Below are 26279 nucleotides of genomic sequence, written 5' to 3'. Positions count from 1 at the left end.
TTTTGCTTAATTTATAGTCTTAACGAACTGTTAATTAGTGCATTTCATCGAAAATGCGTTTTTTTAGTTGGTTACCCTTACTGTTTTATTTATCTTTGATTTTAAGTTACCTTTATAGGGTTAAGAATAAATTTGGGAAGAAGCTCCTCTTTTTTGAGGAGCTTTTTTTATGCTATTTAATTTTAATTTTATAACTTTGATTATCCAAAACAAAAAATCCCTTTTTTTATTATATTATCTGAATTTCGTTTTTTTACGAAATATATTTTTTTATATAATTCCAAAAACCAAAAACCACTACACGTAAAAAGACTTTTGTTTTCAAAAGTCTTTTTTTTGTTCAGTTTATTCCAAAAAAAAAGGTGAAATTACTTTCACCCTTTTTGCCCCAAATTTATTCCATAAACTTAACCTACTTAACTTATGGTGATTCAAAAGTATGTTAGTGTTTCTGTTAAAAAAAATAATTCTGTTAATAGGAATATAAAATCGATAAAAGGTTATTTTTCAAGCATTTCTAGTCTTTACTTCTTAGAGAAACAACAATTCCTATCCCTAAAGCAAGTGCAATAAACCCCAATGAAACCCATTCCGGGAATTTAATGTGATGTACCAATAACATTTTTATACCTACAAATGAAAGAATTGCAATCAAACTATACTCCAGGTGAGCAAATTTATTAAGCATGTGCGACAAAAAGAAATACATGGAACGCAAACCTAAAATAGCAAAAATATTTGAACTAAATACTAGGAAAGGATCTGGTGTGATTGCTAATATTGCCGGAACACTATCTAAGGCAAACAAAACATCCATCAGCTCAATTACGATTAATGCCACAAATAAAGGTGTAGCGGCTGTAATATGTCTCCGCTTAACAAAAAAATGCTCCTTTTCCATGTGCATGGTGATGGGCATTATTTTTCTGAGGTTTCGATAAATGAATGATTTTTTAGGATTAAATTGTTCTTCGTCTTTTTTAAACAACATTTTAGCCGCTGTAAACAACAAAAAGAGTCCAAAAATATAAGTCATCCAACTAAACTTATTAATCAAAATCACGCCAAAGAAAATCATAAGACCTCTAAATACAATCGCTCCCAAAATTCCCCAAAAGAGAACTCTATGTTGGTATTTCTGTGGAATTTTAAACGAAGAAAAAATAACGGCAATCACAAAAATATTATCCACACTCAACGACAACTCAATGAGGTATCCGGTGATGAACTTCATTGAGGCAATGGCGGGCTCATAATTTTCAGGATTAGCTATGTGTTGATTTTGGTAAAGCCAATAAATAACTCCGGAAAAAATAAAGGACATAGTGACCCAGATACCTGTCCAAATACCAGCCTCTTTTGAACTAATAATGTGAGGGGTTTTATTAAAAACACCTAAATCTAAGGCTAAAAACAATAAAATTGAAGCGATGAAAATAATCCAGACAAGCATTTCTTTTTTGTGTAAATGTAATCAGAAATATGAATCAAAAATAAAAATTAATTTTCGGCTTGTTTGTCTTTTGCCTTTTGAACTTTTTCTTTCCAAATTGCGGAAAGATCATCATAATCAATAAATTTTGCAGGTGGTTGACGTTGTAATCTTCCTTCGTTAAAAGCTTTTATCAAAATACTTTCAATAAGAAAATCTTCGGTAACAGTAAATGGATTGTATTCTTCCTTCAAATCGATATCAAACACTTTTGCAGTATTACTAGCCCAAAATGCCTTCCAACCACTTTTTAAATCCTTAACCAAGGTATAGGTTGTTTTTCCGGTTTGACGATGAATAAGTTTTACTAAAATTTGACCTTGTTTGCGTGACAATTTTTTTAGTTGTTCTTCGAATTCGTTTTCAAGATAATTTTCAACTATTTTGAAATATTTCTTTTTTTCACGTTCTGTTTTAAATTTGCCCATGTTTTGGTTTAACTTAGTCAAATTATCTGCTGCTGCTTTAGCATAAGGATAAACTTTTAGAACACGTTGCTGAAGTAAAAGAAATTTTTTACGATCTTCATCTTCTTTATTTGATTTTTTTCCAGTAACAACAACTTCTTCCAAATCAAGCGAAGTTCTTAAAACAGAATCATTCTCAATTAAATAATAAATTACGGTAGAATCTTTCTTAGTTTCTTGACCAAAAGTTACCGTAGAGACGATAAAGAATACTAAAAATAGTAGATTGGGTTTCATTTTTCTCATAAATAAAAATCAAAAGTAAAGATTTATACTATAACTGTGTTATCTTATTTATATTTTAGCAAAAAAATACAAAATCTATGTCTGCAAAAACCATACTAAAAAAATCATCGCTCACTTTTTTAGAGAATTATTTAAATAATGCTTCTCCAACAGGCTATGAATCAGAGGGTCAAAAACTTTGGATGGACTATGTAAAACCGTATGTTGACACGTTTATTACTGATACGTATGGAACTGCTGTTGGCGTTATAAATCCCGATGCTCCTTATAAAGTTGTGATTGAAGGTCATTCGGATGAAATTTCATGGTATGTGAATTATATTACCGATAACGGATTAATTTATGTCATCAGAAATGGTGGTTCCGATCATCAAATTGCACCTTCCAAACGCGTAAATATTCATACCAAAAAAGGTATTGTAAAAGGAGTTTTTGGCTGGCCGGCTATTCACACCAGAAACCGTGGCAAAGAAGAAACGGCTCGTATTGATAATTTATTTATCGATTTAGGCTGTTCTACCAAAGAAGAAGTTGAAAAAATGGGCGTTCATGTGGGTTGTGTCATCACTTATCCTGATGAATTTATGGTGTTGAATGAAAATAAATTTGTTTGCCGTGCCATTGATAACCGAATGGGCGGATTTATGATTGCCGAAGTTGCCCGATTATTGCATGAAAACAAAAAGAAATTGCCTTTTGGACTATACATTACCAATTCTGTTCAAGAAGAAGTTGGTTTGCGTGGTGCCGAAATGATTACTAAAACCATTAAACTAAATGTTGCAATTGTTACCGATGTTTGTCATGACACAACCACACCAATGATTGACAAAAAAATTGAAGGTGAAACTCAAATTGGAAAAGGTCCGGTTGTTACTTACGCTCCGGCGGTGCAAAATAATCTACGTGAATTAATCATTAACACAGCAGAAGAAAAGAAAATTCCGTTTCAACGTTTGGCTTCTTCTCGAGTAACAGGAACGGATACTGATGCGTTTGCATATAGTAATGGCGGAGTTGCTTCTGCCTTAATTTCGTTGCCACTTCGGTACATGCACACAACCGTGGAGATGGTTCATCGTGACGATGTGGAAAATGTGATTAAATTAATTTATGAAACCTTGTTGAAAATTGAGAATAATGAAACCTTCTCTTACTTCAAATAAAAATAACTAAAATTTAAAATTCCCGACTATAATTTTCGGGAATTTTTGTTTTAAAAGCAATAGCTTTGCATAAAAATTGAAACAATGATTAATCCTTCTGCACAAGGTTGGGTAGATAAATTTTTCAGCAAATATTATTTGTTGAATTCACCTTATTTATACAACACAAAGGATTTTTATTGTAGAACAAGAGAGACTGGGTTTATCTATGGTCATGTAGTGAGTATTGATACTCTTGAGCCTTTATCGATGCAAGGTTGGACATCTGAAGAAGTTTCTAAAGTTGCATTATTGAATACTCTTTTTGGCATTTATCAGTTAACTGAAAAAAATCCGGAAAAATCGAATTTTGTAGATTTAACGTTAGATTTTTATAATCTCATGCATCCGAAGGGATTTTCGTTTTTTAAAAAGATTTTGCCTTCTGAAAGTAAAGCGATTCAATTAGAAAAAATCATTGATTCCAGAGTTCAAACGAATGATAATATTGTGAGCAAAAATTTTTCGCACATTGTTACGAATGCACTTTTGTTTATTGATGTGTTAGCTTTTCATAATTATCTGGTAAATGGCGAATTAACCAAAGGTTATATTCAGAAATTGGAAGAAATTATTGTTGGTGTTGTGACGCTTTCTTTAACAACAAAATCAAACAAATCGCATTATGATGATTTATTGATAAAATTGTTTGAAACATCTGTTCGCTACACCAAATTTTCAGGTTTCAAGATTAGTGATTTAAATGCGTTGAATTTAGATTTCCTTAAAACTGATTTAGAAAAATATTATGTCATGGATTTGGCAGGAATGGCGATTTGGAGTGATGAAAAAATGGAGAAAAATGAAGGAGCTTTTTTATATGATTTAGGTTCAATTTTAAAGTTAGAACGTTTTTATATTGTTGAAAGTTTAATAGTGATTGATGAATTTATAAAGAAATACCGAAATGATATTCCGTATTTTAACTATTCCAATCCGATAAAGCATTTTTATGATCAAACTACGCAAAGTGTTGTTATGCTTATTTCGCGAAACAAGAAACGCTTGCATAAAGAATTAATAGATAGCAAAGATTTGGTAAAACTTCTCGCCGCCTCAACTACCCGAGAATTAGACGCCAATGAAAAAAAACGAATGAAAAAGCAATTGCTGGATGTTTGTAAAACAATTCCATCGTTAACTATTTTTTTGCTTCCGGGTGGAAGTTTGCTTTTACCAATTTTGATAAAATTTATTCCACAAATGCTTCCATCGGCATTTAATGAGAATTTGGATTAATAAAAAAGCCATCCGAAGATGGCTTTAAATTTAAAATTTCAATTGATAAACTTCGTCTAACTCATCGTTATTCTTGAAGTTTACACCTAAGTCGGTTACGTAACCGGAATTCAATCCGTAAACCCATCCGTGAATTGTTAAGTCCTGTCCGGATTTCCAAGCCGACTGAACAATTGACGTTTTAGCCAAATCAAAAACTTGTTCTTTTACGTTTAATTCTACAAATTTATTGAATCGTTCGTCTTCATTTTCAATAGCATCTAATTCAGATTGATTAAAACGATAAACATCTTTAATGTGTCTAATCCAATTATCAATTACACCAATAGAGCTATTTCCCATGGCTGCTTTAACGCCTCCGCAACCGTAATGTCCGCAAACAATAATATGTTTTACTTTAAGTGCATTTACAGCATAATCGAGTACACTTAACATATTCATGTCTGTATGAACAACCATATTTGCTATGTTTCTATGTACAAAAACTTCACCCGGTGCAGCCCCAATTATTTCATTTGCAGGAACTCTACTATCTGAACATCCAATCCATAATAAAGGTGGACTTTGTCCTTTTGATAATCCTTCAAAGAAATCTGGGTCTATTTTTAATTTATTTTCAACCCACTGTTTGTTGTTGTCTAGTATTTTTTTATAAAACTCACTCATTTTTTATTTATTTTTAAAATATTAATCATTTTTTTTAAAGGAAACATGCTGTCCTTCATCACTATTATCTAAGTTATATGCATCTTTAAAACCAACCAACACAACCTCAATATTATCTTCAACTGCTCTAATGTCTTTGAATTCTTCAATTAAATCAAGTACATCGTGAGCAATGTAAACTGTATCAGAAGCATCAATTACTACTTTCGATTTTTCAGGTAAGTTATTCAATGTGTTTTTGATAGCTGCTTTGTTTAAGAAGGAAACCTCTTGAGCCAACTGGATATGAATTACATCATCGTCATGATAATCTTCTTTTTTAAAGGAATAGGCTCGCTTGAAATTACCTCTCAATACAAAGAAAATACTAATTAACATACCTAATGCAACTCCTTTTAGTAAATCTAAAAACACAACAGCAACTACTGTAGCAATAAATGGAATATATTGGTATTTACCTTTCTTAATAAAATGTACAAAATGGGCTGGTTTAGCCAGTCTGTATCCAATTAAAAGTAATATTGCCGCTAAGGTAGCTAATGGAATTTTATTTAAAAAAGGTGCAATTGAAAGCACACTAATCATTAATAGAAGTCCGTGAATTATAGCAGAAGCTTTTGTTCTGGCACCTGCATTCGCATTAGCAGAAGAACGAACAACTACCGAAGTCATTGGTAAACCACCAATTAAACCACTTAATAAGTTTCCAATTCCTTGAGCTTTCAATTCTACATTAGTATTCGTGAAACGTTTGTATGGATCCATTCTATCCGCAGCTTCAATACACAATAGTGTTTCAATAGAGGCCACAATGGCAATTGTAACGGCTACAATCCAGACTTTTGGATTACTGAAGGTAGAAACAGAAAAATCAGGAATTACAAACATCGCTTGAAACTCTGTAAAAGTAGATGGTGTTGGCAACATAACTAAATGGTCACTTGACACTTGAAGTGAACTTCCTGTTCTAATGAAAATTTCATTAACAATTATTCCTGAAAATACCGCAATTAAAGCAGCCGGAACTAATTTTAAACTTTTCAAGAACGGAACTTTGTCCCACAAAATCAAAATAGCCAATGCAATTGCTGTGATAATGATTGAACCATAATTGATGTAATTAAAAGAATCGATTATTGTTTCAAACATATTTGAACCACCTTGCTCAAAAAAAGACGTATCTCCTTCGGTAACTTTATCATATCCAACGGCATGGGGAATTTGTTTTAAGAAAATAATAATTCCAATACCGGCAAGCATACCTTCTATTACATTTGTTGGAAAGTAATTAGAAATACTACCTGCTTTCAAAAACCCTAAAATTAGTTGGATTAAACCAGCGATAATTACAGCCGTTAGAAATATGTTGTAAGCACCTAAGTCGGTTATGGCTGTTAATACGATTGCCGTTAAACCTGCAGCCGGTCCGGTAACACTAATATGAGATTTACTGAGAAATCCAACTATAATACCACCGATAACACCTGAAATTATTCCGGAAAAAAGAGGGGCTCCGGATGCCAAAGCAATTCCTAAACATAAAGGAAGTGCCACTAAGAATACCACCAAACCTGATGCAAAATCTGATTTTAGGTGACCTAAAAGATTGGTTTTTTTTGTCATTGACCTTAAAAATATGATAATGAATAAATAGCAAAAACTATTAATCTCGTTTATTAACGAAGACTATTTCATTATGATAAATCAGGAGGTGGAGAAAAAATTTCCTCTAAAACTGAATCATATTGAATATGATTTTCAGTAACAATTTTTTTTGAAGTAGGCATTTGAAAACGAAGAGAAAAAACTTGTTTGCTCGTTTTAAGAGCCTCTTTTAAATTAAAGTTTTTGTGTACTTCCTCTTCTTCAGACATGCTGTAAACAATAGAAACATCTGTATCATCATTATCCAAAAAACCAACAATTGTGGGCAAAGACAAAAATGATATAAACAGAAATATAACTATGTGAACAACTATTTTCATAATTGCAAATATACCTTTTAGGATGTGGATTTGTTAAAAAAATCTAATAATTTAAAAAAAAATTAACTATATTTCTTCTTCTAACCAAGCCTTCATCATCCAAATTGTTTTTTCTTGTTCTTTGATGAAATCACTCATCATCGAATTCGTTCCTTCATCCGATGCTTCGTCTGACTGCTGTAAAATTACTCTTTCAATCTTTAAAAGCTGAGCTAAGGAGCTTACAATCAAACCAACAGCTTCTTCATCTTTTGAAACATCTTTACCAACAAATAACTTATTGTTTTTAATATAATCTTCAAACGTGTGTAATGGTCTTCCACCTAAAGTGAGTATTCTTTCTGCTATTAAATCAATTTTCAATTGACTATCATTATACAATTCCTCAAACTTAACATGAAGATCAAAAAAGCGTTTTCCGCGTATGTTCCAATGCAATCCTCTCAAGTTTTGATAATACACTTGGAAATTGGCTAATAAAATATTTAATTCGGCTGCTAAAACCTCTGTTTTCTTTACATCTAAACCTAAACTGTTCGTTTTCATTTTATAATATTTTAAATTTTTATATAATAAATTTACAAAAAAATAAGGTTATATAATATAAATAAAATTGATAGTTTTTATCTTTGCATCAAATTTTACTATCAAAATGACAATTACTCAATTACAATATGTGTTAGCTGTAGCAGAACACAAGAATTTTACATTAGCTGCCGAAAAATGTTTTGTTACTCAACCAACATTGAGCATGCAAATTCAAAAGATTGAAGAAGAACTTGGCATTCAAATTTTCGACAGAACCAAAAAACCAATTCAACTCACAGAAATAGGTCAGAAAATCGTAAACCAATCCAAAAACATCGTAAACGAAGCGAATCGCATTCAAGATATTGTAGATCAACAAAAAGGATTTATTGGTGGCGAATTCAGATTAGGAATTATCCCAACTGTTATGCCCACTTTACTGCCGATGTTTTTGAATAATTTCATCAAAAAATACCCGAAGGTTAATTTGATTATAGAAGAATTAAACACCGATGAAATAATTGTCAAATTAAAAAATGGTCATTTAGATGCTGCTATTGCCGCTACCCCTTTGGAAGAAGAAAAAATTAAAGAAGTGGTTTTGTTTTATGAACCATTTGTTGCCTATATCCCGGAAAGTCATTCTGTTTTTGATAAAAAAGAAATTGAAGTTTCTGATTTGAATTTAGACGAAATTTTATTGCTTCAAGACGGACATTGTTTTAGAGACGGAATTTTGAATTTATGCAAAAACAATCCCGGAAACTCTGATAAATTTAATTTTCACATTGAAAGTGGAAGTTTTGAAACCTTAATAAAATTGGCCGATGAAGGATTAGGAACTACACTTCTCCCCTATCTTCACACCTTAGACTTAAAAGAGAAAGACAAAGCAAAACTTAAACATTTTAAAGACCCAAAACCGGCTCGTGAAGTAAGTTTAATTTACCCTAAAAACGAATTAAAAATTCACATCATTGATGCCTTACGCAATGTGATTAGTGGCGTCGTTCGGGGAGCGATTGCTTTTCAGGACATTCAGATAATTAGTCCGATTCAAAAGAAATAAATAAAAAAAGGAGCTATTTAGGCTCCTTTAGTTTTATAGATTAACATAGATTAAACAGCTTTTTAACTCAGGTTTTTCTTTAGTAAAGCTAAACAACCAATCTCTAAGTTGCTCAATTTCATAAGGCAATAACTGCTTTAATGCTTTCTCTAATTCTTTACTAAATAATTTAGGATCAAAACTTACGCTTTCCAAAATACGTTTTGTGTAAGCAAACATCGGTCTTGTCATCTTGTGATTTTTTATTGTAGAAGTTGATTAAAAAGAACGTTGTGTAAATTTAAAAAAAAAGAAAATACAATCTATTTTTTTAACATCCCAATTGGCTAAAGTTTAACGATTATCGCCATCCAAAAGGTTTCCTAAACCACCTAAAAGACTTCCTTCGCCCTTATGCTTTCCACCACCTTGTGGAGCTGCAGCCCATATTCTGCCTGCCAAACGGCTAAATGGAAGCGATTGTACGTATATTGTCCCGGGACCTTTTAAAGTAGCAAAAAATAACCCTTCGCCGCCAAAAATAGTATTTCGTATTCCTCCTACAAGTTGCACATCATAATCAACATTTTGAGTAAATCCAACCACACAACCGGTATCTACTTTAATCATTTCGCCAGGTTGTAAATCAATTTTTGCCATTGTTCCTCCGGCATGAACGAAAGCCATTCCACTACCTTCTAATTTTTGCATGATAAAACCTTCGCCACCAAACAAACCACGACCTAACTTTCTGGAAAATTCAATACCAATTTTCACACCTTGGTTTGCACATAAAAAAGCATCTTTCTGACAAATAAATTTTCCGCCAACGGAATTCAAATCAATTGGTAAAATCTTTCCCGGATAAGGCGAAGCAAATGAAATCTTGCGTTGGTTTGGATAATTATTTTCGAATAAAGTCATAAACAAACTTTCGCCTGTGAGCAATCTTTTTCCGGCTGAAAATAGTTTGTCCATAATTCCACCGGCATCACTGCCATCGCCAAAAATTGTTTTCATTCTGATTCCATCTTCCATCATCATAAAGCCTCCTGCTTCGGCAACGACCGATTCTGAAGGACTTAAATTTATTTCAACATACTGCATTTCTTCACCGTAAATGGTGTAATCTGTGACTTTGTACATGTTTATAATTTTTGATTAAGATTTTTTAAAACGAAAACTGATAACTGACAGCTTCTACTTCCAGCCTCTCAACATTTCTCTTTTCCCCGGTGGTCCGGACAACTTTTCAATTTGAAAACCTGCTTCTTTCATCGCATTTTTAATTGGTCCGCGACATGCGTAGGTGACTAAAATTCCGCCTTCTTTTAACGCTTCAAACATTATGATGAAAATTTCTACACTCCACAATTCCGGTTGAACGCGATATCCGAAGGCATCAAAATAGATGATGTCAAATTGATTTTTGTCGTTGATGTCATTGAATAATTGTTTTCGTTTTGTTAGTCGAAAGTGTTCTGAAATTGTTACATTTTCTTCCCAATCCGATTGATGCATCTTTTTAAATTCTAATTCAAATTGATTCGCATTCAACTGATTAACGTAGTTCATTTGCAAAACTTCTTCAGCAGAAATAGGGAAACCTTCTACACCAACATAGTCAATGTTTTGATTGCTTTTCTGACTTTCTAAAAAAGTAATAAACGCATTCAAACCGGTTCCAAAACCAATCTCTAAAACAGAAACGGATTGCCTTTTGCAAAGTGACAATCCGTTTTTTATAAATACGTGTTGAGCTTCCTGAATGGCTCCGTGTTTCGAATGATAACTCTCATCCCATTCGGGTAAATGAATGGAAGTGGATCCATCGGAAGTGATAATAATTTCTCTTTTCAAATTTTATGGTTTGAGTTGTAGTTTTTTAATTCTCGGAATTGGTCCGGAACATTTTACTTCGTGACAAGAAATGCAAGTCTGTACAGCATTAGAATAATGTTCTTTTGCATTTTCAGGATCTTTGTAAATCATTTCCTGGGCTCTTAAAAATAGATTGGCGTTATCTCTAAAAAATTGGTCGTTTTCGGATGGATCAGTCATTATAGCTTTGTGAATATCCGCAAAATGCGATGGGAATTCGCCCACCGGTTCGCCTTTTTCAATGCGTTGTTTCAATCGTTCATTATCAACATACATTTGTTCCATAAGCAATGCCATTTCGGAAAGCTCATACATCTCAAATGACTTTTTTTCTATTGTAGCCGTAGAATCAACTTTTTCATCATTAGATTCTGTCCTTTTCTGACAACTAAAAACGAATAAAACCGTACATCCAAAAACTAAAAATTTTTTCATTATTCTTTAATTAATACGCCATTTGATAAAAACGAATACGAAACTTTTGGTTCTGTAATCGAATCGATGGCCGCTTGTGATTTTCCTGCATCTTTGGCGTAATGCTTCAATTCATCCACCGTTTCAACAGATATGAAAGCTTTTCCGTTTACGATTGCTTCACTTCCTGCAGCATTTAATGGCATAAAAAATCCATAATCTTTAAAACGAACAAACGCATTTTTATCTTCGTTTAAACTCATGTTCATCCAACAACCTTTCTTTTGACAAACATCTTTTATGTCTGAACGGAATTTAACTTCAATGGTATCACCTTCTTTTAAGGTTTCATATTTAGCTAATAAATCTTCTTTCGAAATCACTCCATCAGCCGAAATTGAATCGCCAAACGTTTTGAAATTTTCAGTTTTAACTTCTGCAACTTCTTTTACTTCTTCTTTTTTACAGGCAACCATCAAAAAAACGGTAATCGCAACTAGAATTATTTTCTTCATCATCTTTATTTTTTACTTTTTTAATTGAAACACAAAAATAAGTAGTTTAATTCTTTTCAGATTAAATTTCCAAAAAATTTTAGTTCAAAATGCTAAATTCTCATTAATTTATATTCAGTTTAAAGAAATTTAAAAAAGTGGTTTGTTTTTGTGATGTTTTTATAAAACATTCAAAAAATTACTGTTTTTTTTATATTTTAGCCAAATCATAAACCTCTTTTTGCTTTTTTACTAATTAAAATCGTAAAACACTGTTTATCAACAATTTAATTTAAATTTTTATAATAAAATCATATTTAAATGAGTTCAAATCTTATTAACGAAATCGATATAGTTAAAGCTTCAACATCAAAAATCAGTAGTGTAGATTTTGAAAACCTCACTTTTGGAAATATTTTCACAGATCACATGTTGATGTGCGATTTTAAAGATGGTGCTTGGCAAAAACCGATTATCAAACCGTATGAACCGTTTATGATTGACCCATCGGCAAAAGTTTTTCATTATGGTCAAGCGATTTTTGAAGGAATGAAAGCCTACAAAGATGAAAGTGATGATGTTTGGATGTTTAGACCCGATGAAAATTTTAAACGCTTTAATCATTCTGCTAAACGTTTGGCTATGCCGGAAGTAACCGAAGATATTTTTATTGGCGGATTAAAAGCTATTTTAGATTTAGAACGTGAATGGGTAAAAAAAGGAAAAGGAAACACCTTATATATCAGACCTTTTATGATTGCAATTGGTTCGGGTGTAATTGCACAACCTTCAACGCAATACAGATTTATGATTATTCTCTCACCTGCTCGTTCGTATTATTCGGGGGAAGTGAAAGTGATTATCGCTGAACATTACAGTCGTGCAGCAAACGGCGGAATTGGTGCTGCAAAAGCTGCCGGAAATTATTCAGCTCAATTTTATCCAACGAAATTAGCAAATGAAAGAGGTTTTCAGCAAATTATTTGGACAGACGATGCTACGCATACCAAATTGGAAGAAGCCGGAACGATGAATGTTTTCTTTCGAATAAATGATACCTTATATACAGCACCAACCGGAGAACGAATTTTGGATGGGGTTACACGTAAAAGTTTAATTGATATAGCAAGACGTGACGGAATTGAAGTGGAAGTTCGTTCGGTTTTGGTTTCAGAATTAATTGAAGCCGCAAAAGATGGTTCTCTAAAAGAAATCTTTGGTGCAGGAACGGCTGCAGTTGTAAATCCGATTGTAGGTTTCTCCTATCAAGATACGTATTATGAATTACCTAAAATGGAAAATTCGTATGCTTCTCAACTAAAAGAAAAATTGACTAACATCCAATATAAATTAGCTGAAGATACGTTTGGTTGGACGGTTAAAGTTTAGTCGGTTGACAGTTGTCGGTTATCTGATTATGGATACCGACAACTGATTTTTTATTTTAGAATGGCTTCAAAATTTGGTTTAAAGTAATTTGGTCCTTTTAAAACTTTTCCGTCTTCACGGTAAATTGGTTTTCCGTTTTCGCCTAATTTGCTCATATTGCTGCGTTGAATTTCGTCGAACACTTCTTCGATTTTGTGTTGCAAACCGTGTTCGATAATTGTTCCGCATAAAATATAAAGCATGTCGCCCAACGCATCTGCAACTTCAACAATATCATTATTCATTGCAGCTTCTAAATATTCTTCGTTTTCTTCTTTCATCAAATTAAAACGAAGTAAATTTTTGTTTTCACCTAAATTTATAGTTGGTTCTTCTTTAAAACCTAATCCGAATGCCGTATGAAATTCTTTAACGGCTGAAATTTGTTTTTGCATACTTTCTAATTTATTTCGATAAAAATAACTGTTTTTTGAATGTGGTTTGAAAGAGCTATTCAAAAACAATTAACTATTTTTGTTGAAAAATTAAAGTTATGTTTTCAACCGGTCAGATGATCTTTGCAGGTTTCTTTGTAGTATGTTTTATTGCGGTAATGATTTATGTGTACCGAAAAGATGTGCCACTTCATAAACTGCATTACAAAGGAAGTTTTAAAGTGCTTTTGAGCTTTCTTTTTTTTATATTTTTATTGTTTCTCATCAAAATGTATTTAAAAAAATAATCAAAATATAAAAATCCCTATTTGTAGGGATTTTTTTTTGTAAATTACTTTCGACTTTTGACTCCAACTTAAAAACTAAATACGATGACAGATGTACGTTACACAGCAATTGGGTATTCTAACGAGATAAGCAAAATCTTGACCCTCGAAATAGGCATTCCTGCGAATGTTGTGCCTAAAAATGAATTGGATTTTTACAATTTATCTGTAAAACTAAGCGAAAATCATTTATTAAATGTTCTGATGGTAAATTTAAAAAGGCCAGAAACTGAATTTCAAGCAATGGCGAGCTATGAATATAAACTGGATATAAATTTAAATACTGATACTATTATTTCTGAAGTTAATGTGCCTGAATTAGATTTATCAAATTCAGAAATTTTATTTTTGCTAGTACATGATAATTTACTTTCTGCAGATAATATTAGAGAAATTAAAAGTGATATTTTCAAATATTATGGCATGGCAAAAATTAAAAGTAATTATATTTCAGAAGCATACCAAAAAGGGGATCCTATATTAGGAGGAAAACCAAGAACAGTAGGAATGAGTATTATTAAGAGGTAATGAAATTAAAAAAAATCAATAGAATAATCCCACTTGTTATTTTTTTTATAACGAGTGGGTTTGTTTTTTCGCAATCACCAAATTATCAAAAAGTTGACAGTTTATTATTAGAAGGCAGAAATTATAGTGCTATTAAATATTTAAACTCATTTACATCACTTAAAAATAAATCTGAGTTGGCTAAAGCTTACAGTTATATCGCAAAAGCATATAGTAATGAAAACCAAAGCGGAAAATCTTTTGAATTTTATAAAAAATCTGAAATAACTTATCTCTCGGCCGGACAAAAAGAGCAAGCCATGGAGGTTACTCTTGATATCGCATATTTATTTAGCACTCAAAAACACACTTTTGAAAAAGCTAAAGGCCTCATCCAAGAATACATTTTGTTTGCAAAAGAAATGGATAAAGATGATTTAATTGCAAAAGGCTATGAAAGTTGGGCCTCCATGCATATTGTTGACAATCCGGAGGAAAGTAAAAAATATTTTAAAAAAGCACTAGCTCACAACACCAAATCTTTTAATGAACAAACATATTCAACAATTAACAATAATCTTGGCGTATTGTATAGTGAAAGACTAGCAAAACCTGATTCTGCATTATATTTTTACTACAAAAACCTAGATATTTCTATCAAAAACAATGATGTTGACGAAGTGTGTACAAATTATATAAATATTGCTGGAGCTTATTACTATAAAGGTGAACACAAAAAAGCAATTGATTTTTTAAACAAAGCCCAAGAAATAGATATTAAAAAGTATAGAAATAAAACAAAAAGTTTAATTCATAAATTTATTTCTTTTAATTATGAAGCTCTAGGTGATTATGAAAACGCTTATAATAATCTTTTTGAATACAAAATTCTTGAAGACAAAATAAACGCAGAAATGCAGGATATTAAAGTGTCTGAACTACAAATTTTCTATGAAACCAAAGAAAAAGACCTTGAAAACATATCTTTAAAAAATCAAAATAGTTTGTTAGAAAGTAAACGTAAAATTAACCTCTTAGTGCTTTTTGTTTTAATTGGTGTTTTAATTTCTATAATCTTGATTTCATTATTAACAATTAAAAATGCAAAAAAGAAGCAACTAATTGCCGAACAAGAAAAACTACTAGAAAAACAAAAATTAGCCACAACATTAAAAGAACATGAACTTCAAAATATTGATTTAATGTTGGAAAGTCAGGAAAATGAGCGAATAAAAATGGCCAATGAACTCCATGACAATTTAGGAAGTATGTTGGCAACTTTAAAGCTAAACTTCCAAAATTTAAAACGTCAAAAGGAAGGATTAATTGACGAAGAAAACAAACTCTACGAAAAAACGGATCATTTAATTGAAGAAGCCTATCAAAAAGTGCGTGATATGGCACATTTTAAAAATTCAGGCATAGTTGGAAATGAAGGTTTGGTTCCAGCTGTCAAAAAAATGGCCGATAAAATGAGTGTTTTAAACCTTTTGGAAATGAATGTTATCCCTTTTGGCTTAAAAGACAGATTAGATAATAAATTAGAAGTTAGTCTATTCAGAATGATTCAGGAGTTGTGTACCAACATTATTAAACATGCCAAAGCAAGTGAAGTAAACATTTATTTAACACAACACAATGGAACAGATATCAACTTAATCATTGAAGATAACGGAATTGGTTTTGATCCAAAAGCTGTAAAATCAAGTGATGGAATGGGACTGAAAAACATTGAAAAGAAAGTAGAACAAATGGGCGGAACTTTTTCTATTGATACCATCAAAAATAAAGGAACAACTATTATAATTGATATTCCACTATGATACGAATCGTAATTGCAGAAGATCATCAAGCTTTAATTGACGGAATCAAACTCATGATTGAATTTGAGTCTGACATAGAAGTTATTGGCGAAGCAAATGATGGTGAAGAATTAATAGAAATTGTAAAGCGAAAAAGACCTGATATTGTTTTAACAGACATCCGAATGCCAAAATGTGACGGAATTTGTGCCACCAAAGCTATCATGGAAAATTTTCCTGAAACAAAAGTTATTGGCTTTAGCATGTTTGAACAAACCGAAGCCATTAGTCAAATGCAAATTGCCGGAGCAAAAGGATATATTCTTAAAAATTCTTCGTTAAAAAAAGTACTAGAAGCCATCAGAACTGTTGCAAAAGGAGGAATTTATTTTGATGATGCGATTACAACCCACGATTCGCTAACCAAAGAAGAAATAATACTTAGCAAACGCGAAAAAGAAATTCTACAACTCATCGGTGAAGGCAAAACATCTCAAGAAATTGCTGATACTTTATTCATTGGTAAAACAACGGTTGACACTCACCGAAAAAATATCATCAAAAAAATCAACATTCACGGAAAAACAGATTTGATTCGGTTTGCAGTGGAACGAAAATATGATTTTTGATGTATTAAAAAACAAAGAAAGCCCCCACTACAAGGACTTTCTTCTAAATTTCCAAAAACTACTAACACGGTTAGAGTTATTAATTAACAAATTAACTTCAACAAAGTTAGTGTATAGAATAATACCAAAACATCCCTATAAATAGGTATTTTTCAATTATTTTTTTAGATGGATTATTATGAAAACTATCCAAAAACTTCTACATTTTCTCCATCAAAACTAGCAAAAACCATACTTGGATGCGAATCTTGATGAAAAATATTTCCTTTGCTATCAATCGCGATTGCTCCGGCAAAACCGTCGAAAGGTTTTAGTTCATTGAAAGTTTTCTCAAAAGCAGCTTCAATTGAAAAACCATCGGTTACGCGTGTTACAATTTTGGTTGCCACTGCCCCACTCACAATATCTTCGCCAACACCGGTTAGACTTACACCACAAAATTCATTGGCATAATTTCCGGCTATCGTTGCCGAATCAGAAACACGTCCCGGAATTTCAAAACCTTTTCCGCCAGTAGAAGTCGCAACCGCAATTTTTCCATCATTATCTAACGCTACACAGCCTACAGTTCCTGTTCCTAATGATTTCAATTTTGCCTCATATTCTGCTTTGCGTTGTGGAATTTCAGTTGAAAAAGCTTCAAAACCATGCTTTCTTGCAAAGTTTGTTGCTCCGCTTCCACCCAAAATTCGATCATCTACATTCATTAAAACTTCGGCAACTTGAATGGGATTTTTCACTTCTTCAATATTAATTACACCACTCATTTTCATCGAAGTTCCGTCCATCAAAGCGGCACTCATTCTGATTTTGCCGTCACTTTGAATTTGCGAACCAATTCCGGCATTAAACAATTCGTCGTCTTCCAACAACGAAACAGCATAAACAACAGTTTCTAAAGCAGAATGTATTTGTAAATAGTCATAAGAATCTCTTACAATCTGAATTAATGCTTTTTGTTTAGCAATTTTTGTTTCAAGATTGGTTGATGATTCGGAGAAAAATCCGCCGTGAATTATTATTTTCATTTTTTTATGGTAATGAGTAATGGGAAATGGGTGAAAGGAAATACCAATTACCTTTTACCCATAACCATGTACCCTCTTAAATATATTGTGAAGAATGAATGTGCATTTTAAACGTACTCAAATCGAACGTATCGTGAATACTCAAAACGTGTGTAACTAAATGATTAATCGAAATAGGCTGACCCAATTCAACTTGCGTTAAATTTGTATCTTTTATTTCACGACCATCAACCAAAATTACTAGTCCGGAACCGATAGCTTCCATTTTCGTATTATTAGTTATTAAAAGCCCGGTATCTTCTCCTAAACCAATTCCCAATACTTTCGGATTTCCAACAACCGCTTGAAACAAACGACCTATTCGGCCACGTTGAACAAAATGTGTATCAATAATCACATCATCAATTAAGCCCAAACCACTGGTGATTTTTACTTCACCTTTCAAAAGTGCTTCGTGACTACTTCCTTGATAAATCATATTATTGGATGCTGCCGCAGCTCCGGCCGAAGTTCCTGCATAAATAAAATGTTCATTTTTGTATTTATCCAAAATGATGTCATGCAACTTAGAACCGCCTAAAATAGATGACAATCGAAGTTGATCTCCGCCCGTAAACATCACAATGTCTGCTGCTTTGATACGTTTTAAAACTTCCTCGTCACCGGCTTGCTCACGTCTTTCAATATGCAGTACATCAACGTTGGAAGCATTCAAATATTGAAAAGCTTTAACATACTCAGGACCAACTTCTCTTGGGATTTTTGATGCGGTCGTAATAACTTCAATCCGTGAATTCTCTTTATGTTTTGATTCTTCGATGATTCGTTTGATGATTCCTTTTTCAAAAAAATTCATATTTTTCGAAACGTCTTTATCAAAACTCGATTCAGTAAAACTGCCTTTATCAACAGCTCCACCAATAATAATTAATTTTCCTTTGGTATTCATGCAGCAAAAATAACAAAATCTTAAAACTAAATCGAAGTTTTACTATAAATGAATTCTACAAATAACAATTAATTCATTAATAATAGCATAAATTAATGCCCCTTCAATAAAAAATTTAGAACTATAAAATTCTGAAAATCAAAACAAAAAATTCATTTATAATGACAATTCAAATAAATTTTGATAAACCACACAAAAAAAATATTTTAGTAAAGTAAATATTTCTTATTTTTAACAAAATCATTACAAAAAAACGAAACTAACCACTCTTTCAATTTAAGTTTTATGAAAATATTAAAAGTACAAGCTCTTCGCGGACCAAACATTTGGAGTGTTCAACGAAAAAAATTAATTCAAATGCGTTTGGATTTGGAAGAAATGGAACAATTCCCTACCAATAAAATTGACGGATTCAGAGAACGTCTTGAAGCTATGTTTCCTACAATGATTGAACACAGATGTTCTGAAGGTGTTCGAGGCGGATTTTTTATGCGAATTGAAAGAGGAACTTGGATGGGACACGTTATTGAACATATTGCTCTCGAAATTCAAACCCTTGCCGGAATGGAAACCGGTTTTGGAAGAACCAGAGAAACCAAAACACCCGGAATTTATAACGTAGTTTTTAGTTATACCGAAGAAAATGTTGGAATGTTTGCCGCTGAAAGTTCGGTTAGAATTGCCGAAGCTTTAATTGCAGGAACCGATTTTGATTTGGAAGCTGATATTCAAAAAATGAGGGAAATCAGAGAACGTGTTCGACTTGGACCTTCAACCGGAAGTATCGTTGAAGAAGCCGTTTCACGAGATATTCCTTGGATTCGTTTAGGTACAAATTCATTAGTTCAACTTGGATATGGCGTTCATCAAATGCGTTTTCAAGCGACAATTACTTGCAAAACGAGCAATATTGCAGTTGATATTGCTTGTAATAAAGAAGAAACCAAACGTATGTTAGACATGGCTTCCATTCCGGTTGCCAGCGGTTCTATTTGCGTGGATGTAGAAGATTTGGAAGCAACAATCAAAAAAATTGGTTATCCAATAGTATTAAAACCATTGGATGGAAATCACGGAAAAGGTGCATCCATAAATGTTGTGACTTGGGAAGATGCCGTGGAAGGTTTGGCTCATGCTCAAAAATATAGTCGTCGTGTGATTGTTGAAAAATTTATCACCGGCTTCGATTTTAGAGTTTTAGTTATTGATAATAAATTAGTTGCTGCAGCAAAACGAGTTCCTGCTCATGTGGTTGGTGATGGTAAAAAAACGATTCAAGAATTGATTGATGTTACCAATTTAGATCCAAAAAGAGGTTATGGTCACGAGAATGTGTTAACCGAAATTACAGTTGACAGAGACACATCTGATTTGTTGGAGAAAATGAATTATTCGTTAGAAACTATCCCAAATAATGGCGAAACGGTTTATTTGAAATCAACTGCAAATTTAAGTACAGGTGGAACTTCAGTGGATGTGACCGATATGATGCATCCCGAAAACATCTTTTTAGCCGAACGAATTTCACGTGTAATTGGTTTAGATGTCTGCGGAATTGATATTATGGCAGAAAATCTAACGCAACCTTTAAAAGAAAATGGTGGTGTGATTTTGGAAGTAAATGCCGCTCCGGGATTCAGAATGCACTTAGCTCCTTCGGAAGGATTGCCAAGAAACGTTGCTGCTCCGGTAATCGATATGCTTTATCCTCCGGGAAAACCAAGTCGAATTCCGATTATTGCCGTAACAGGAACGAATGGAAAAACAACCACTACCCGATTATTAGCTCACATTGTAAAAAATAATGGATATAAAGTTGGTTTTACGACTTCGGATGGAATTTACATTCAAAATCACATGTTGGAAAAAGGTGATACGACCGGACCAATTAGTGCCGAATATATTTTGAAAGATCCAACAGTAGAATTTGCGGTTTTGGAAACAGCGAGAGGTGGAATTTTGCGATCCGGATTAGGTTTTAATCGATGTGATATTGCTTTGATTACCAACATTCGTGAAGACCATTTGGGTCTAAATGACATTGATAATTTAGATGATTTAGCTCGTGTAAAAAGCGTTGTTGTTCGAAGTGTGAAAAAAGACGGTTGGGCAATTTTGAATGCTGAAGATGAATATTGCATGAAAATTGCCAACGACTTAAGTTGCAACATTGCTTATTTTTCGATGGATGAAGATACTCCACTTGTCAAAAAATTGAGCAAAGAAGGAAAAATTGTAGCGGTTTATGAAAATGGTTTCATTACCATTAAAAAAGGAGATTGGAAAATTAGAGTCGAAAAAGCTCTTCATATTCCGTTGACTTTGGGCGGAAAAGCGAAGTTTATGATTCAGAATGTGTTGGCCGCCACATTAGCCAGTTATCTGTATGGATTTAAAACCGATGACATTAGTCTTTCATTGCAAACGTTTATTCCAAGTGTTGCTCAAACACCGGGTAGAATGAATATTTTTGAATTTAAACGATTCAAAGTGATGATTGATTTTGCTCATAATCCGGCAGGTTATTTGGCCATTGAAGATTTATTGGGCAATATTGAAGCTACTCGAAAAATCGGAATTATTGCCGGAGTTGGCGACAGAAGAGACGAAGATATTCGTGATTGTGCTGAAATTGCTGCCCGAATGTTCGACCACATTATCATCCGTCAGGAAAAACACTTACGTGGAAGAACAGAACAGGAAATTATCGATTTAATTTTGGAAGGAATTCAAAAAGCGAATCGTCCGGTTACTTATGAAATTATTCCTAAAGAAATTGAAGCCATCAAGCACGCCATTAATATCGCAGATGACGGAACATTTATCACTGCTTTAAGCGATGTGGTTACCAATGCTATTGGAATTGTTCAGGAATATTTAGATAAGGAAAATGAGGAGAATTTGAGTTAATTTGATATAAAACTTTGACAAAGTTTTGAACTTTGTCAAAGTTAACCTTATAAAAAAATCCAAAATTAATTAAACCTTAATTTTGGATTTTTTTTATTGAAAAATTACGTCTTCTGTTTCTTTTTCTTCGCCGCTGGAAACAAAACATTGTTTAAAATTAAACGATAACCGGGCGAATTTGGGTGTAAATCCAAAACCGTTGGTGCATCGCCTACTAAATGTTGGTAATCTTCCGGATCGTGACCACCAAAAAAGGTGAACATTCCTTTTCCTTTGGTTCCGTGGATGTATCGAGCTTCGCCGTTGTACTGATTTTGTCCCATCACTAAGACGTGCGATTTTACTAAGTCACTATCAAAAGAAGTAGTTTGTCCCATAAAACCTTTGACTAACATGGTATGATTTTGACAAAGCATTGTTGGAATTGGATCCCATTTGGCAGAATATTCCATCAACGTGAAATAATCCTTTTCCATAGGCATTCGTCTTTTTGTGGTCATATCAATATCCGAGAATTCATAAACGGTTGGTGTTCTTTCCAAAATAAAATCTTTAAAAGCAAAAGTTCTGGAATAATCTATTTTTGATTGATAATTGGGTTCGCTTTCATCGCCGTCAAACATCGGTTCGCAAATATCAACGCCTTCGGCAGAAAGGGCGATATCAAAACTATCGGTTGCCGAACACATCGCAAACATAAATCCGCCACCAATCACGAAGTCACGAATTTTTTTGGCTACAGCCAATTTAGATTCAGAAACTTTTGAATAACCTAATTTTGTAGCTAAAGCTTCAGCTTCTTTTTTCTGTTCAATATACCAAGGAGCATTTCGATACGCTCCAAAAAACTTTCCATATTGTCCGGAAAAATCTTCGTGATGCAAGTGCAACCAATCATACAAAAGTAATTGATCAGATAAAACTTCTTCATCATAAACGGCTTTAAACGGAATTTCGGCATACGTTAAAACCAATGTTACGGCATCATCCCAAGGTTGTTTTCCTTTTGGAGTGTAAACCGCTATTATAGGAGCTTTTTCTAATACAACCGATTCCATATTTTGGGATGGACTACTGATTTCTTCCAAAATTTGATTGGCTTGACCTTCGGATAACAGTTCAAAAGAAACCCCTCGAATTTGGCATTCTTTTCTAATTTCAGGAGCATCAGGTAATAAAAACGAACCACCACGATAATTGAGTAACCAACTGGCTTTGTAATCATTTTCTAAAGCCCAATACGTTATTCCGTAGGCTTTTAAGTGATTTTGTTGCGTGCTTTCATCCATCGGTAAAAGGATGAAATTGGCTTTTACCGTCAAGGAAATCAAAAATATAAATAAGTAAAAAATCGTTTTTTTCAAAATCTGCAATTTTTTTAATTGGCAAAAAAAGTTCTTAAGTCAAAGATAAATGATTTTGTGTGAAGAAAATGATAAAAAAATCATAACCATATAAGTCATGTAAGTAAAAAGAAATAACTTATAAGACTTATATGGTAAAAATTTAACTATTAAAACGGTACATCCGAATCGTCTTCTTCCGCATTCATATTACTTCCAAAAGCTTCGTTGGCAGAAGGAAGATTTTTGGTAATAAAGGTAGTTTCTTCCGCATTCATTCGTGAAGGTAAATCGCCAAAACCGGATGAATAGTCATCTAAATTATCAAATTTACCAAGGTTTCCGATGAATTTCAAACGAATATTTTCTAAACTTCCGTTACGGTGTTTTGCGATGATAAATTCGGCTTGACCTTCTGTTGGCGAACGCTCATCGTCATCCCATTCATCAATTTTATAATATTCCGGACGATAAATGAACGATACAATATCGGCATCTTGCTCGATTGCACCCGATTCACGAAGATCGGAAAGCAATGGTCTTTTGCTTGAACCACGCGTTTCAACCGCACGAGATAGCTGAGACAATGCAATCACGGGAACACTTAATTCTTTGGCTAATGCTTTTAAATTTCTCGAAATCGTTGAAATTTCCTGTTCACGATTTCCGCCGCCTTTTCCGCCGCCGCCGGCAGTCATTAATTGAAGGTAATCGACAATTATTAATTTTATTCCGTGTTGCGATGACAAACGTCTCGCTTTTGCACGTAAATCAAAAATGGAAAGAGAAGGCGTATCATCAATAAAAAGTGGAGCTTTTTCAAGGTTTTTTACTTTTACACTCAATTGTTCCCACTCATGTTTTTCTAGTTTTCCGGTTCTTAATTTTTCGGAAGACAATCCTGTTTCTGAGGAAATTAAACGCGTAATTAACTGAACGGAAGACATCTCCAACGAGAAAACAGCAACCGGTTGATGAAAGTCAATAGCCATATTTCTAGCCATTGAAAGTACGAACGCTGTCTTTCCCATACCTGGTCTTGCAGCAATAATAATCAAATCACTGGGTTGCCAACCTGAAGTTACTTTATCTAACTTATCAAAACCGGTAGCAACTCCGCTTAATCCTTCTTTATTAGCAATTTCTTCGATTCTTTTTTTCGCTTGGATAACTAAACTTTGTGCAGTTTCTGAACTTCGTTTGATGTTTCCTTGCGTTACTTCGTATAATTTTGATTCGGCTTTGTCTAATAAATCAAAAACATCGGTGGTTTCATCATACGATTCTTCGATAATTTCTGAAGATATTTTTATCAGACTTCGTTGAATAAATTTCTGTAGAATAATTCTTGAATGAAATTCAATGTGAGCCGAAGAAGAAATTTTTTGCGTAAGCTGAATCAGGTAAAAATCACCACCAGCCAATTCTAATTTTGCATTTCGTTTTAATTGTGCCGAAACAGTTAATAAGTCAATGGGTTGCGTATCAGTAAACAATTGAACTATTGCTTCAAAAATATGTTTATGAGCTTCTTTGTAAAACGCATCTGGTTGCAGAATATCAATTACTTCATCAACCCCTTTTTTATCAATCATCATCGCACCCAACACTGCTTCTTCTAAGTCAAGAGCCTGTGGAGGTAGCTTTCCTTTTTCTAAGTTTATTATAGTAGTTTTATCTACTTTAATCGGGTTAATATTTCGTAAATTTTCCATTAGGCTAAAGTAACTATAATATAAAAAAATACCTGAAGTATTTGTTAGTAAAACGATGTTAACAACTTATTTTTATTGTTGATAACGCAAAAAAAATCCGAAGTTTCAGGGCTTCGGATTTTAGTATGATAATGTAAGAATTATTCTTTGAACTCGCCCATCTTACTGTATTTATCCATCCTTTGAGCCACTAGCTCAGTTGTTGATAAATCTTTTAATTCGTTATATCCTTTGATAATATATTGTTCAACAGTTTTAAATGTTGTTTCTCTGTCGTAATGGGCTCCTCCAAGTGGTTCAGGAATAATTTCATCAATTAACTTCTGTTTTTTCATGTCATAAGAAGTTAGTTTTAGAGCTTCTGCAGCTTGTTCTTTATATTCCCAACTTCTCCATAAAATGGATGAACAAGATTCGGGAGAAATTACAGAATACCAAGTGTTTTCTAGCATATATACTCTGTCTCCTACTCCAATTCCCAATGCTCCACCGGAAGCACCTTCACCAACGATAACGGTAATAATTGGTGTTTTTAAACGAAGCATTTCAAAAATATTTCTGGCTATTGCCTCACCTTGACCGCGTTCTTCGGCTTCTAAACCTGGATAAGCTCCAGGAGTGTCGATTAAAGTAACAACCGGAATTCCAAATTTTTCAGCCATTTTCATCAAACGAAGAGCTTTTCTGTATCCTTCCGGATTTGCCATTCCGAAATTTCTAAACTGACGTGTTTTGGTGTTAAACCCTTTTTGCTGACCAACAATCATAAACGACTGACCACCAATTTTCCCTAATCCGCCAATCATTGCTTTGTCGTCTTTGAAATTTCTATCGCCAAAAAGCTCTAAAAAAGTTCCGCCACACAAAGCTCTCACATGATCCATTGTGTATGGACGACTTGGATGACGAGACAATTGTACACGTTGCCAAGCGGAAAGGTTTTTGTATATTTTTTTCTTAGTTTCTTCTAATTTTTTCTCAATTTGTTTGCAAGTTGCGGTAACATCAACGTTAGATTCTTCACCGATAATTTGGCATTTGTCCAATTGATCTTCCAATTCTTTAATAGGAAGTTCAAAATCTAAATATTCCATAGGTTTCGACAGATTTTAGTTTAGTTTGATTAGCAAAGATAGAATTTTATCTTGTTAAGAAAAGCTATTTTTAATGTTAACTTTTAAACAATCGAAGGAAATTACAACTTTTTTATTTGACCTTCGGTGACCCATTTCGACTTGAATGCTTTTTTGTCATACTGAATATGGTATTTGTTTTCACCTACTTCAATAATTGTGGCGGGTTCAGGAATCATTCCGTATTCCACTTCTACCCTGTCACCTACTTTATATTTACCAGTTGCTTTTTTAAATTTCAATCGGTCTTTAGAAACCCATTCGTTAGAAATTTCGCCCCAACCGTCATACGAAACAAAATAGGTTTCTTCTTCATCATTAATTTCTAAAATTTTACCTTCATACCAACTTCCGTTGGATTCAATTTGAACTTTTTCATTTACTTTTTGAGCTTGTACAGCATTAAATCCAAAAAGCAAAACAATTAATAGGAATAGTTTTTTCATAAA

Annotated in this window: 26 protein-coding genes; 8 read left to right on the top strand and 18 right to left on the bottom strand. The window is 33.1% G+C overall.

Features of this window, described 5'->3' with window-relative positions; translation table 11 throughout:
- Nucleotides 1–517 precede the first annotated feature (517 nt).
- Both B4N66_RS05685 and B4N66_RS05680 read right to left on the bottom strand, forming a co-directional pair.
- On the bottom strand, nt 518–1453 hold the full coding sequence (locus tag B4N66_RS05685) for a TerC family protein (protein ID WP_291093057.1): 936 nt from the start codon (nt 1451–1453) through the stop codon (nt 518–520).
- A 47-nt stretch (nt 1454–1500) separates the two neighbouring features.
- Complete coding sequence (locus B4N66_RS05680; protein ID WP_291093056.1) at nt 1501–2196, bottom strand: DUF4294 domain-containing protein; 696 nt, start codon at nt 2194–2196, stop codon at nt 1501–1503.
- A gap of 86 nt (nt 2197–2282) precedes the next feature.
- On the opposite strand from B4N66_RS05680, the gene B4N66_RS05675 reads away from it, so the two are divergent.
- Together B4N66_RS05675 and B4N66_RS05670 are read left to right on the top strand one after the other, a co-directional pair.
- Complete coding sequence (locus tag B4N66_RS05675) at nt 2283–3371, top strand: M42 family metallopeptidase (RefSeq protein WP_291093054.1); 1089 nt, start codon at nt 2283–2285, stop codon at nt 3369–3371.
- Nucleotides 3372–3455: 84 nt separating this feature from the next.
- On the top strand, nt 3456–4649 hold the full coding sequence (locus B4N66_RS05670; RefSeq protein ID WP_291093053.1) for an LETM1-related biofilm-associated protein: 1194 nt from the start codon (nt 3456–3458) through the stop codon (nt 4647–4649).
- 30 nt (nt 4650–4679) lie between these two features.
- Here the strand turns inward: B4N66_RS05670 and can are convergent, their stop codons facing one another.
- From can to B4N66_RS05650, 4 genes are all read right to left on the bottom strand, one after another.
- Nucleotides 4680–5315, bottom strand: a complete 636-nt coding sequence (can, locus tag B4N66_RS05665) for a carbonate dehydratase (RefSeq protein ID WP_291093051.1) — start codon at nt 5313–5315, stop codon at nt 4680–4682.
- 21 nt (nt 5316–5336) lie between these two features.
- Nucleotides 5337–6938, bottom strand: a complete 1602-nt coding sequence (locus B4N66_RS05660) for a SulP family inorganic anion transporter (protein WP_291093050.1) — start codon at nt 6936–6938, stop codon at nt 5337–5339.
- 71 nt (nt 6939–7009) lie between these two features.
- Nucleotides 7010–7300: a hypothetical protein gene (locus B4N66_RS05655; protein WP_291093049.1), complete on the bottom strand. Its 291-nt coding sequence runs from the start codon at nt 7298–7300 to the stop codon at nt 7010–7012.
- A 66-nt stretch (nt 7301–7366) separates the two neighbouring features.
- Nucleotides 7367–7846, bottom strand: a complete 480-nt coding sequence (locus tag B4N66_RS05650) for a Dps family protein (protein WP_291093048.1) — start codon at nt 7844–7846, stop codon at nt 7367–7369.
- A gap of 106 nt (nt 7847–7952) precedes the next feature.
- Between B4N66_RS05650 and B4N66_RS05645 the strand changes: the two genes are divergently transcribed.
- Nucleotides 7953–8897 (top strand): LysR substrate-binding domain-containing protein, encoded by a 945-nt coding sequence (locus B4N66_RS05645; RefSeq protein ID WP_291093046.1) that lies wholly within the window; start codon nt 7953–7955, stop codon nt 8895–8897.
- Nucleotides 8898–8930: 33 nt separating this feature from the next.
- On the opposite strand, the gene B4N66_RS05640 is transcribed toward B4N66_RS05645, so the two are convergent.
- From B4N66_RS05640 to B4N66_RS05620, 5 genes are all read right to left on the bottom strand, one after another.
- A complete protein-coding gene (locus B4N66_RS05640) occupies nt 8931–9128 on the bottom strand; it encodes a hypothetical protein (protein WP_291093044.1) in 198 nt (65 codons plus the stop codon).
- 102 nt (nt 9129–9230) lie between these two features.
- Nucleotides 9231–10022: a TIGR00266 family protein gene (locus B4N66_RS05635; protein WP_414654094.1), complete on the bottom strand. Its 792-nt coding sequence runs from the start codon at nt 10020–10022 to the stop codon at nt 9231–9233.
- Between the two features lie 54 nt (nt 10023–10076).
- The gene (gene mnmD, locus B4N66_RS05630) at nt 10077–10736 is read right to left on the bottom strand and encodes a tRNA (5-methylaminomethyl-2-thiouridine)(34)-methyltransferase MnmD (RefSeq protein WP_291093042.1); all 660 of its coding nucleotides are present in this window, start codon (nt 10734–10736) and stop codon (nt 10077–10079) included.
- 3 nt (nt 10737–10739) lie between these two features.
- Complete coding sequence (locus tag B4N66_RS05625; RefSeq protein WP_291093040.1) at nt 10740–11192, bottom strand: hypothetical protein; 453 nt, start codon at nt 11190–11192, stop codon at nt 10740–10742.
- A complete protein-coding gene (locus B4N66_RS05620; protein WP_291093038.1) occupies nt 11192–11686 on the bottom strand; it encodes a DUF4920 domain-containing protein in 495 nt (164 codons plus the stop codon). Before B4N66_RS05620 ends, B4N66_RS05625 begins: the two co-directional genes overlap by 1 nt.
- Before the next feature lie 300 nt (nt 11687–11986).
- Between B4N66_RS05620 and B4N66_RS05615 the strand changes: the two genes are divergently transcribed.
- On the top strand, nt 11987–13054 hold the full coding sequence (locus B4N66_RS05615; protein WP_291093037.1) for a branched-chain amino acid aminotransferase: 1068 nt from the start codon (nt 11987–11989) through the stop codon (nt 13052–13054).
- Between the two features lie 50 nt (nt 13055–13104).
- On the opposite strand, the gene B4N66_RS05610 is transcribed toward B4N66_RS05615, so the two are convergent.
- On the bottom strand, nt 13105–13488 hold the full coding sequence (locus B4N66_RS05610) for a nucleoside triphosphate pyrophosphohydrolase family protein (RefSeq protein ID WP_291093036.1): 384 nt from the start codon (nt 13486–13488) through the stop codon (nt 13105–13107).
- Nucleotides 13489–13859: 371 nt separating this feature from the next.
- Between B4N66_RS05610 and B4N66_RS05600 the strand changes: the two genes are divergently transcribed.
- From B4N66_RS05600 to B4N66_RS05590, 3 genes are all read left to right on the top strand, one after another.
- On the top strand, nt 13860–14342 hold the full coding sequence (locus B4N66_RS05600) for a hypothetical protein (protein WP_291093034.1): 483 nt from the start codon (nt 13860–13862) through the stop codon (nt 14340–14342).
- A gap of 176 nt (nt 14343–14518) precedes the next feature.
- Entirely contained in the window at nt 14519–16144 is a 1626-nt protein-coding gene (locus B4N66_RS05595) for a tetratricopeptide repeat-containing sensor histidine kinase (RefSeq protein WP_291093033.1), read from the top strand.
- On the top strand, nt 16141–16752 hold the full coding sequence (locus tag B4N66_RS05590) for a response regulator (protein ID WP_291093032.1): 612 nt from the start codon (nt 16141–16143) through the stop codon (nt 16750–16752). Before B4N66_RS05595 ends, B4N66_RS05590 begins: the two co-directional genes overlap by 4 nt.
- A 185-nt stretch (nt 16753–16937) precedes the next feature.
- Here the strand turns inward: B4N66_RS05590 and B4N66_RS05585 are convergent, their stop codons facing one another.
- Together B4N66_RS05585 and B4N66_RS05580 are read right to left on the bottom strand one after the other, a co-directional pair.
- The gene (locus tag B4N66_RS05585; protein WP_291093030.1) at nt 16938–17780 is read right to left on the bottom strand and encodes an isoaspartyl peptidase/L-asparaginase; all 843 of its coding nucleotides are present in this window, start codon (nt 17778–17780) and stop codon (nt 16938–16940) included.
- A gap of 76 nt (nt 17781–17856) precedes the next feature.
- Complete coding sequence (locus B4N66_RS05580; RefSeq protein ID WP_291093029.1) at nt 17857–18729, bottom strand: cyanophycinase; 873 nt, start codon at nt 18727–18729, stop codon at nt 17857–17859.
- Nucleotides 18730–19014: 285 nt separating this feature from the next.
- On the opposite strand from B4N66_RS05580, the gene cphA reads away from it, so the two are divergent.
- Nucleotides 19015–21639: a cyanophycin synthetase gene (cphA, locus tag B4N66_RS05575; protein ID WP_291093026.1), complete on the top strand. Its 2625-nt coding sequence runs from the start codon at nt 19015–19017 to the stop codon at nt 21637–21639.
- A 104-nt stretch (nt 21640–21743) separates the two neighbouring features.
- Here cphA and B4N66_RS05570 read toward each other — a convergent pair whose 3' ends face one another.
- From B4N66_RS05570 to B4N66_RS05555, 4 genes are all read right to left on the bottom strand, one after another.
- Complete coding sequence (locus B4N66_RS05570) at nt 21744–22928, bottom strand: asparagine synthetase B (RefSeq protein WP_414654095.1); 1185 nt, start codon at nt 22926–22928, stop codon at nt 21744–21746.
- A 224-nt stretch (nt 22929–23152) separates the two neighbouring features.
- A complete protein-coding gene (dnaB, locus tag B4N66_RS05565; protein WP_291093022.1) occupies nt 23153–24697 on the bottom strand; it encodes a replicative DNA helicase in 1545 nt (514 codons plus the stop codon).
- Nucleotides 24698–24837: 140 nt separating this feature from the next.
- Nucleotides 24838–25791, bottom strand: coding sequence for an acetyl-CoA carboxylase carboxyltransferase subunit alpha (locus tag B4N66_RS05560; RefSeq protein ID WP_291093018.1), 954 nt, complete (start codon nt 25789–25791; stop codon nt 24838–24840).
- A gap of 101 nt (nt 25792–25892) precedes the next feature.
- Nucleotides 25893–26276 carry an agenet domain-containing protein gene (locus B4N66_RS05555; RefSeq protein WP_291093016.1) on the bottom strand — a complete coding sequence of 128 codons (384 nt, stop codon included), beginning with the start codon at nt 26274–26276 and terminating at the stop codon, nt 25893–25895.
- Nucleotides 26277–26279: the final 3 nt, after the last annotated feature.

This window comes from Flavobacterium sp. UBA2787 (assembly GCA_002352205.1).
GTDB lineage: Bacteria > Bacteroidota > Bacteroidia > Flavobacteriales > Flavobacteriaceae > Flavobacterium.
The sequence above is the reverse complement of the archived record's forward strand: the minus strand, read 5'-3'. Positions and strand labels throughout refer to the sequence as shown.

Bases quoted from the DNA above. Each gene is read 5' to 3' on its own strand.
- B4N66_RS05555 (WP_291093016.1), bottom strand. From the start codon at position 26,276: ATGAAAAAACTATTCCTATTAATTGTTTTGCTTTTTGGATTTAATGCT.
- B4N66_RS05610 (WP_291093036.1), bottom strand. From the start codon at position 13,488: ATGCAAAAACAAATTTCAGCCGTTAAAGAATTTCATACGGCATTCGGA.
- B4N66_RS05590 (WP_291093032.1), top strand. From the start codon at position 16,141: ATGATACGAATCGTAATTGCAGAAGATCATCAAGCTTTAATTGACGGA.
- B4N66_RS05680 (WP_291093056.1), bottom strand. From the start codon at position 2,196: ATGAAACCCAATCTACTATTTTTAGTATTCTTTATCGTCTCTACGGTA.
- B4N66_RS05685 (WP_291093057.1), bottom strand. From the start codon at position 1,453: ATGCTTGTCTGGATTATTTTCATCGCTTCAATTTTATTGTTTTTAGCC.
- B4N66_RS05560 (WP_291093018.1), bottom strand. From the start codon at position 25,791: ATGGAATATTTAGATTTTGAACTTCCTATTAAAGAATTGGAAGATCAA.
- cphA (WP_291093026.1), top strand. From the start codon at position 19,015: ATGAAAATATTAAAAGTACAAGCTCTTCGCGGACCAAACATTTGGAGT.
- B4N66_RS05570 (WP_414654095.1), bottom strand. From the start codon at position 22,928: ATGGATGAAAGCACGCAACAAAATCACTTAAAAGCCTACGGAATAACG.
- B4N66_RS05580 (WP_291093029.1), bottom strand. From the start codon at position 18,729: ATGAATACCAAAGGAAAATTAATTATTATTGGTGGAGCTGTTGATAAA.
- B4N66_RS05645 (WP_291093046.1), top strand. From the start codon at position 7,953: ATGACAATTACTCAATTACAATATGTGTTAGCTGTAGCAGAACACAAG.
- can (WP_291093051.1), bottom strand. From the start codon at position 5,315: ATGAGTGAGTTTTATAAAAAAATACTAGACAACAACAAACAGTGGGTT.
- B4N66_RS05615 (WP_291093037.1), top strand. From the start codon at position 11,987: ATGAGTTCAAATCTTATTAACGAAATCGATATAGTTAAAGCTTCAACA.
- B4N66_RS05650 (WP_291093048.1), bottom strand. From the start codon at position 7,846: ATGAAAACGAACAGTTTAGGTTTAGATGTAAAGAAAACAGAGGTTTTA.
- B4N66_RS05585 (WP_291093030.1), bottom strand. From the start codon at position 17,780: ATGAAAATAATAATTCACGGCGGATTTTTCTCCGAATCATCAACCAAT.
- B4N66_RS05660 (WP_291093050.1), bottom strand. From the start codon at position 6,938: ATGACAAAAAAAACCAATCTTTTAGGTCACCTAAAATCAGATTTTGCA.
- B4N66_RS05675 (WP_291093054.1), top strand. From the start codon at position 2,283: ATGTCTGCAAAAACCATACTAAAAAAATCATCGCTCACTTTTTTAGAG.
- B4N66_RS05670 (WP_291093053.1), top strand. From the start codon at position 3,456: ATGATTAATCCTTCTGCACAAGGTTGGGTAGATAAATTTTTCAGCAAA.
- B4N66_RS05640 (WP_291093044.1), bottom strand. From the start codon at position 9,128: ATGACAAGACCGATGTTTGCTTACACAAAACGTATTTTGGAAAGCGTA.
- B4N66_RS05635 (WP_414654094.1), bottom strand. From the start codon at position 10,022: ATGTACAAAGTCACAGATTACACCATTTACGGTGAAGAAATGCAGTAT.
- B4N66_RS05620 (WP_291093038.1), bottom strand. From the start codon at position 11,686: ATGAAGAAAATAATTCTAGTTGCGATTACCGTTTTTTTGATGGTTGCC.
- B4N66_RS05600 (WP_291093034.1), top strand. From the start codon at position 13,860: ATGACAGATGTACGTTACACAGCAATTGGGTATTCTAACGAGATAAGC.
- B4N66_RS05655 (WP_291093049.1), bottom strand. From the start codon at position 7,300: ATGAAAATAGTTGTTCACATAGTTATATTTCTGTTTATATCATTTTTG.
- B4N66_RS05625 (WP_291093040.1), bottom strand. From the start codon at position 11,192: ATGAAAAAATTTTTAGTTTTTGGATGTACGGTTTTATTCGTTTTTAGT.
- dnaB (WP_291093022.1), bottom strand. From the start codon at position 24,697: ATGGAAAATTTACGAAATATTAACCCGATTAAAGTAGATAAAACTACT.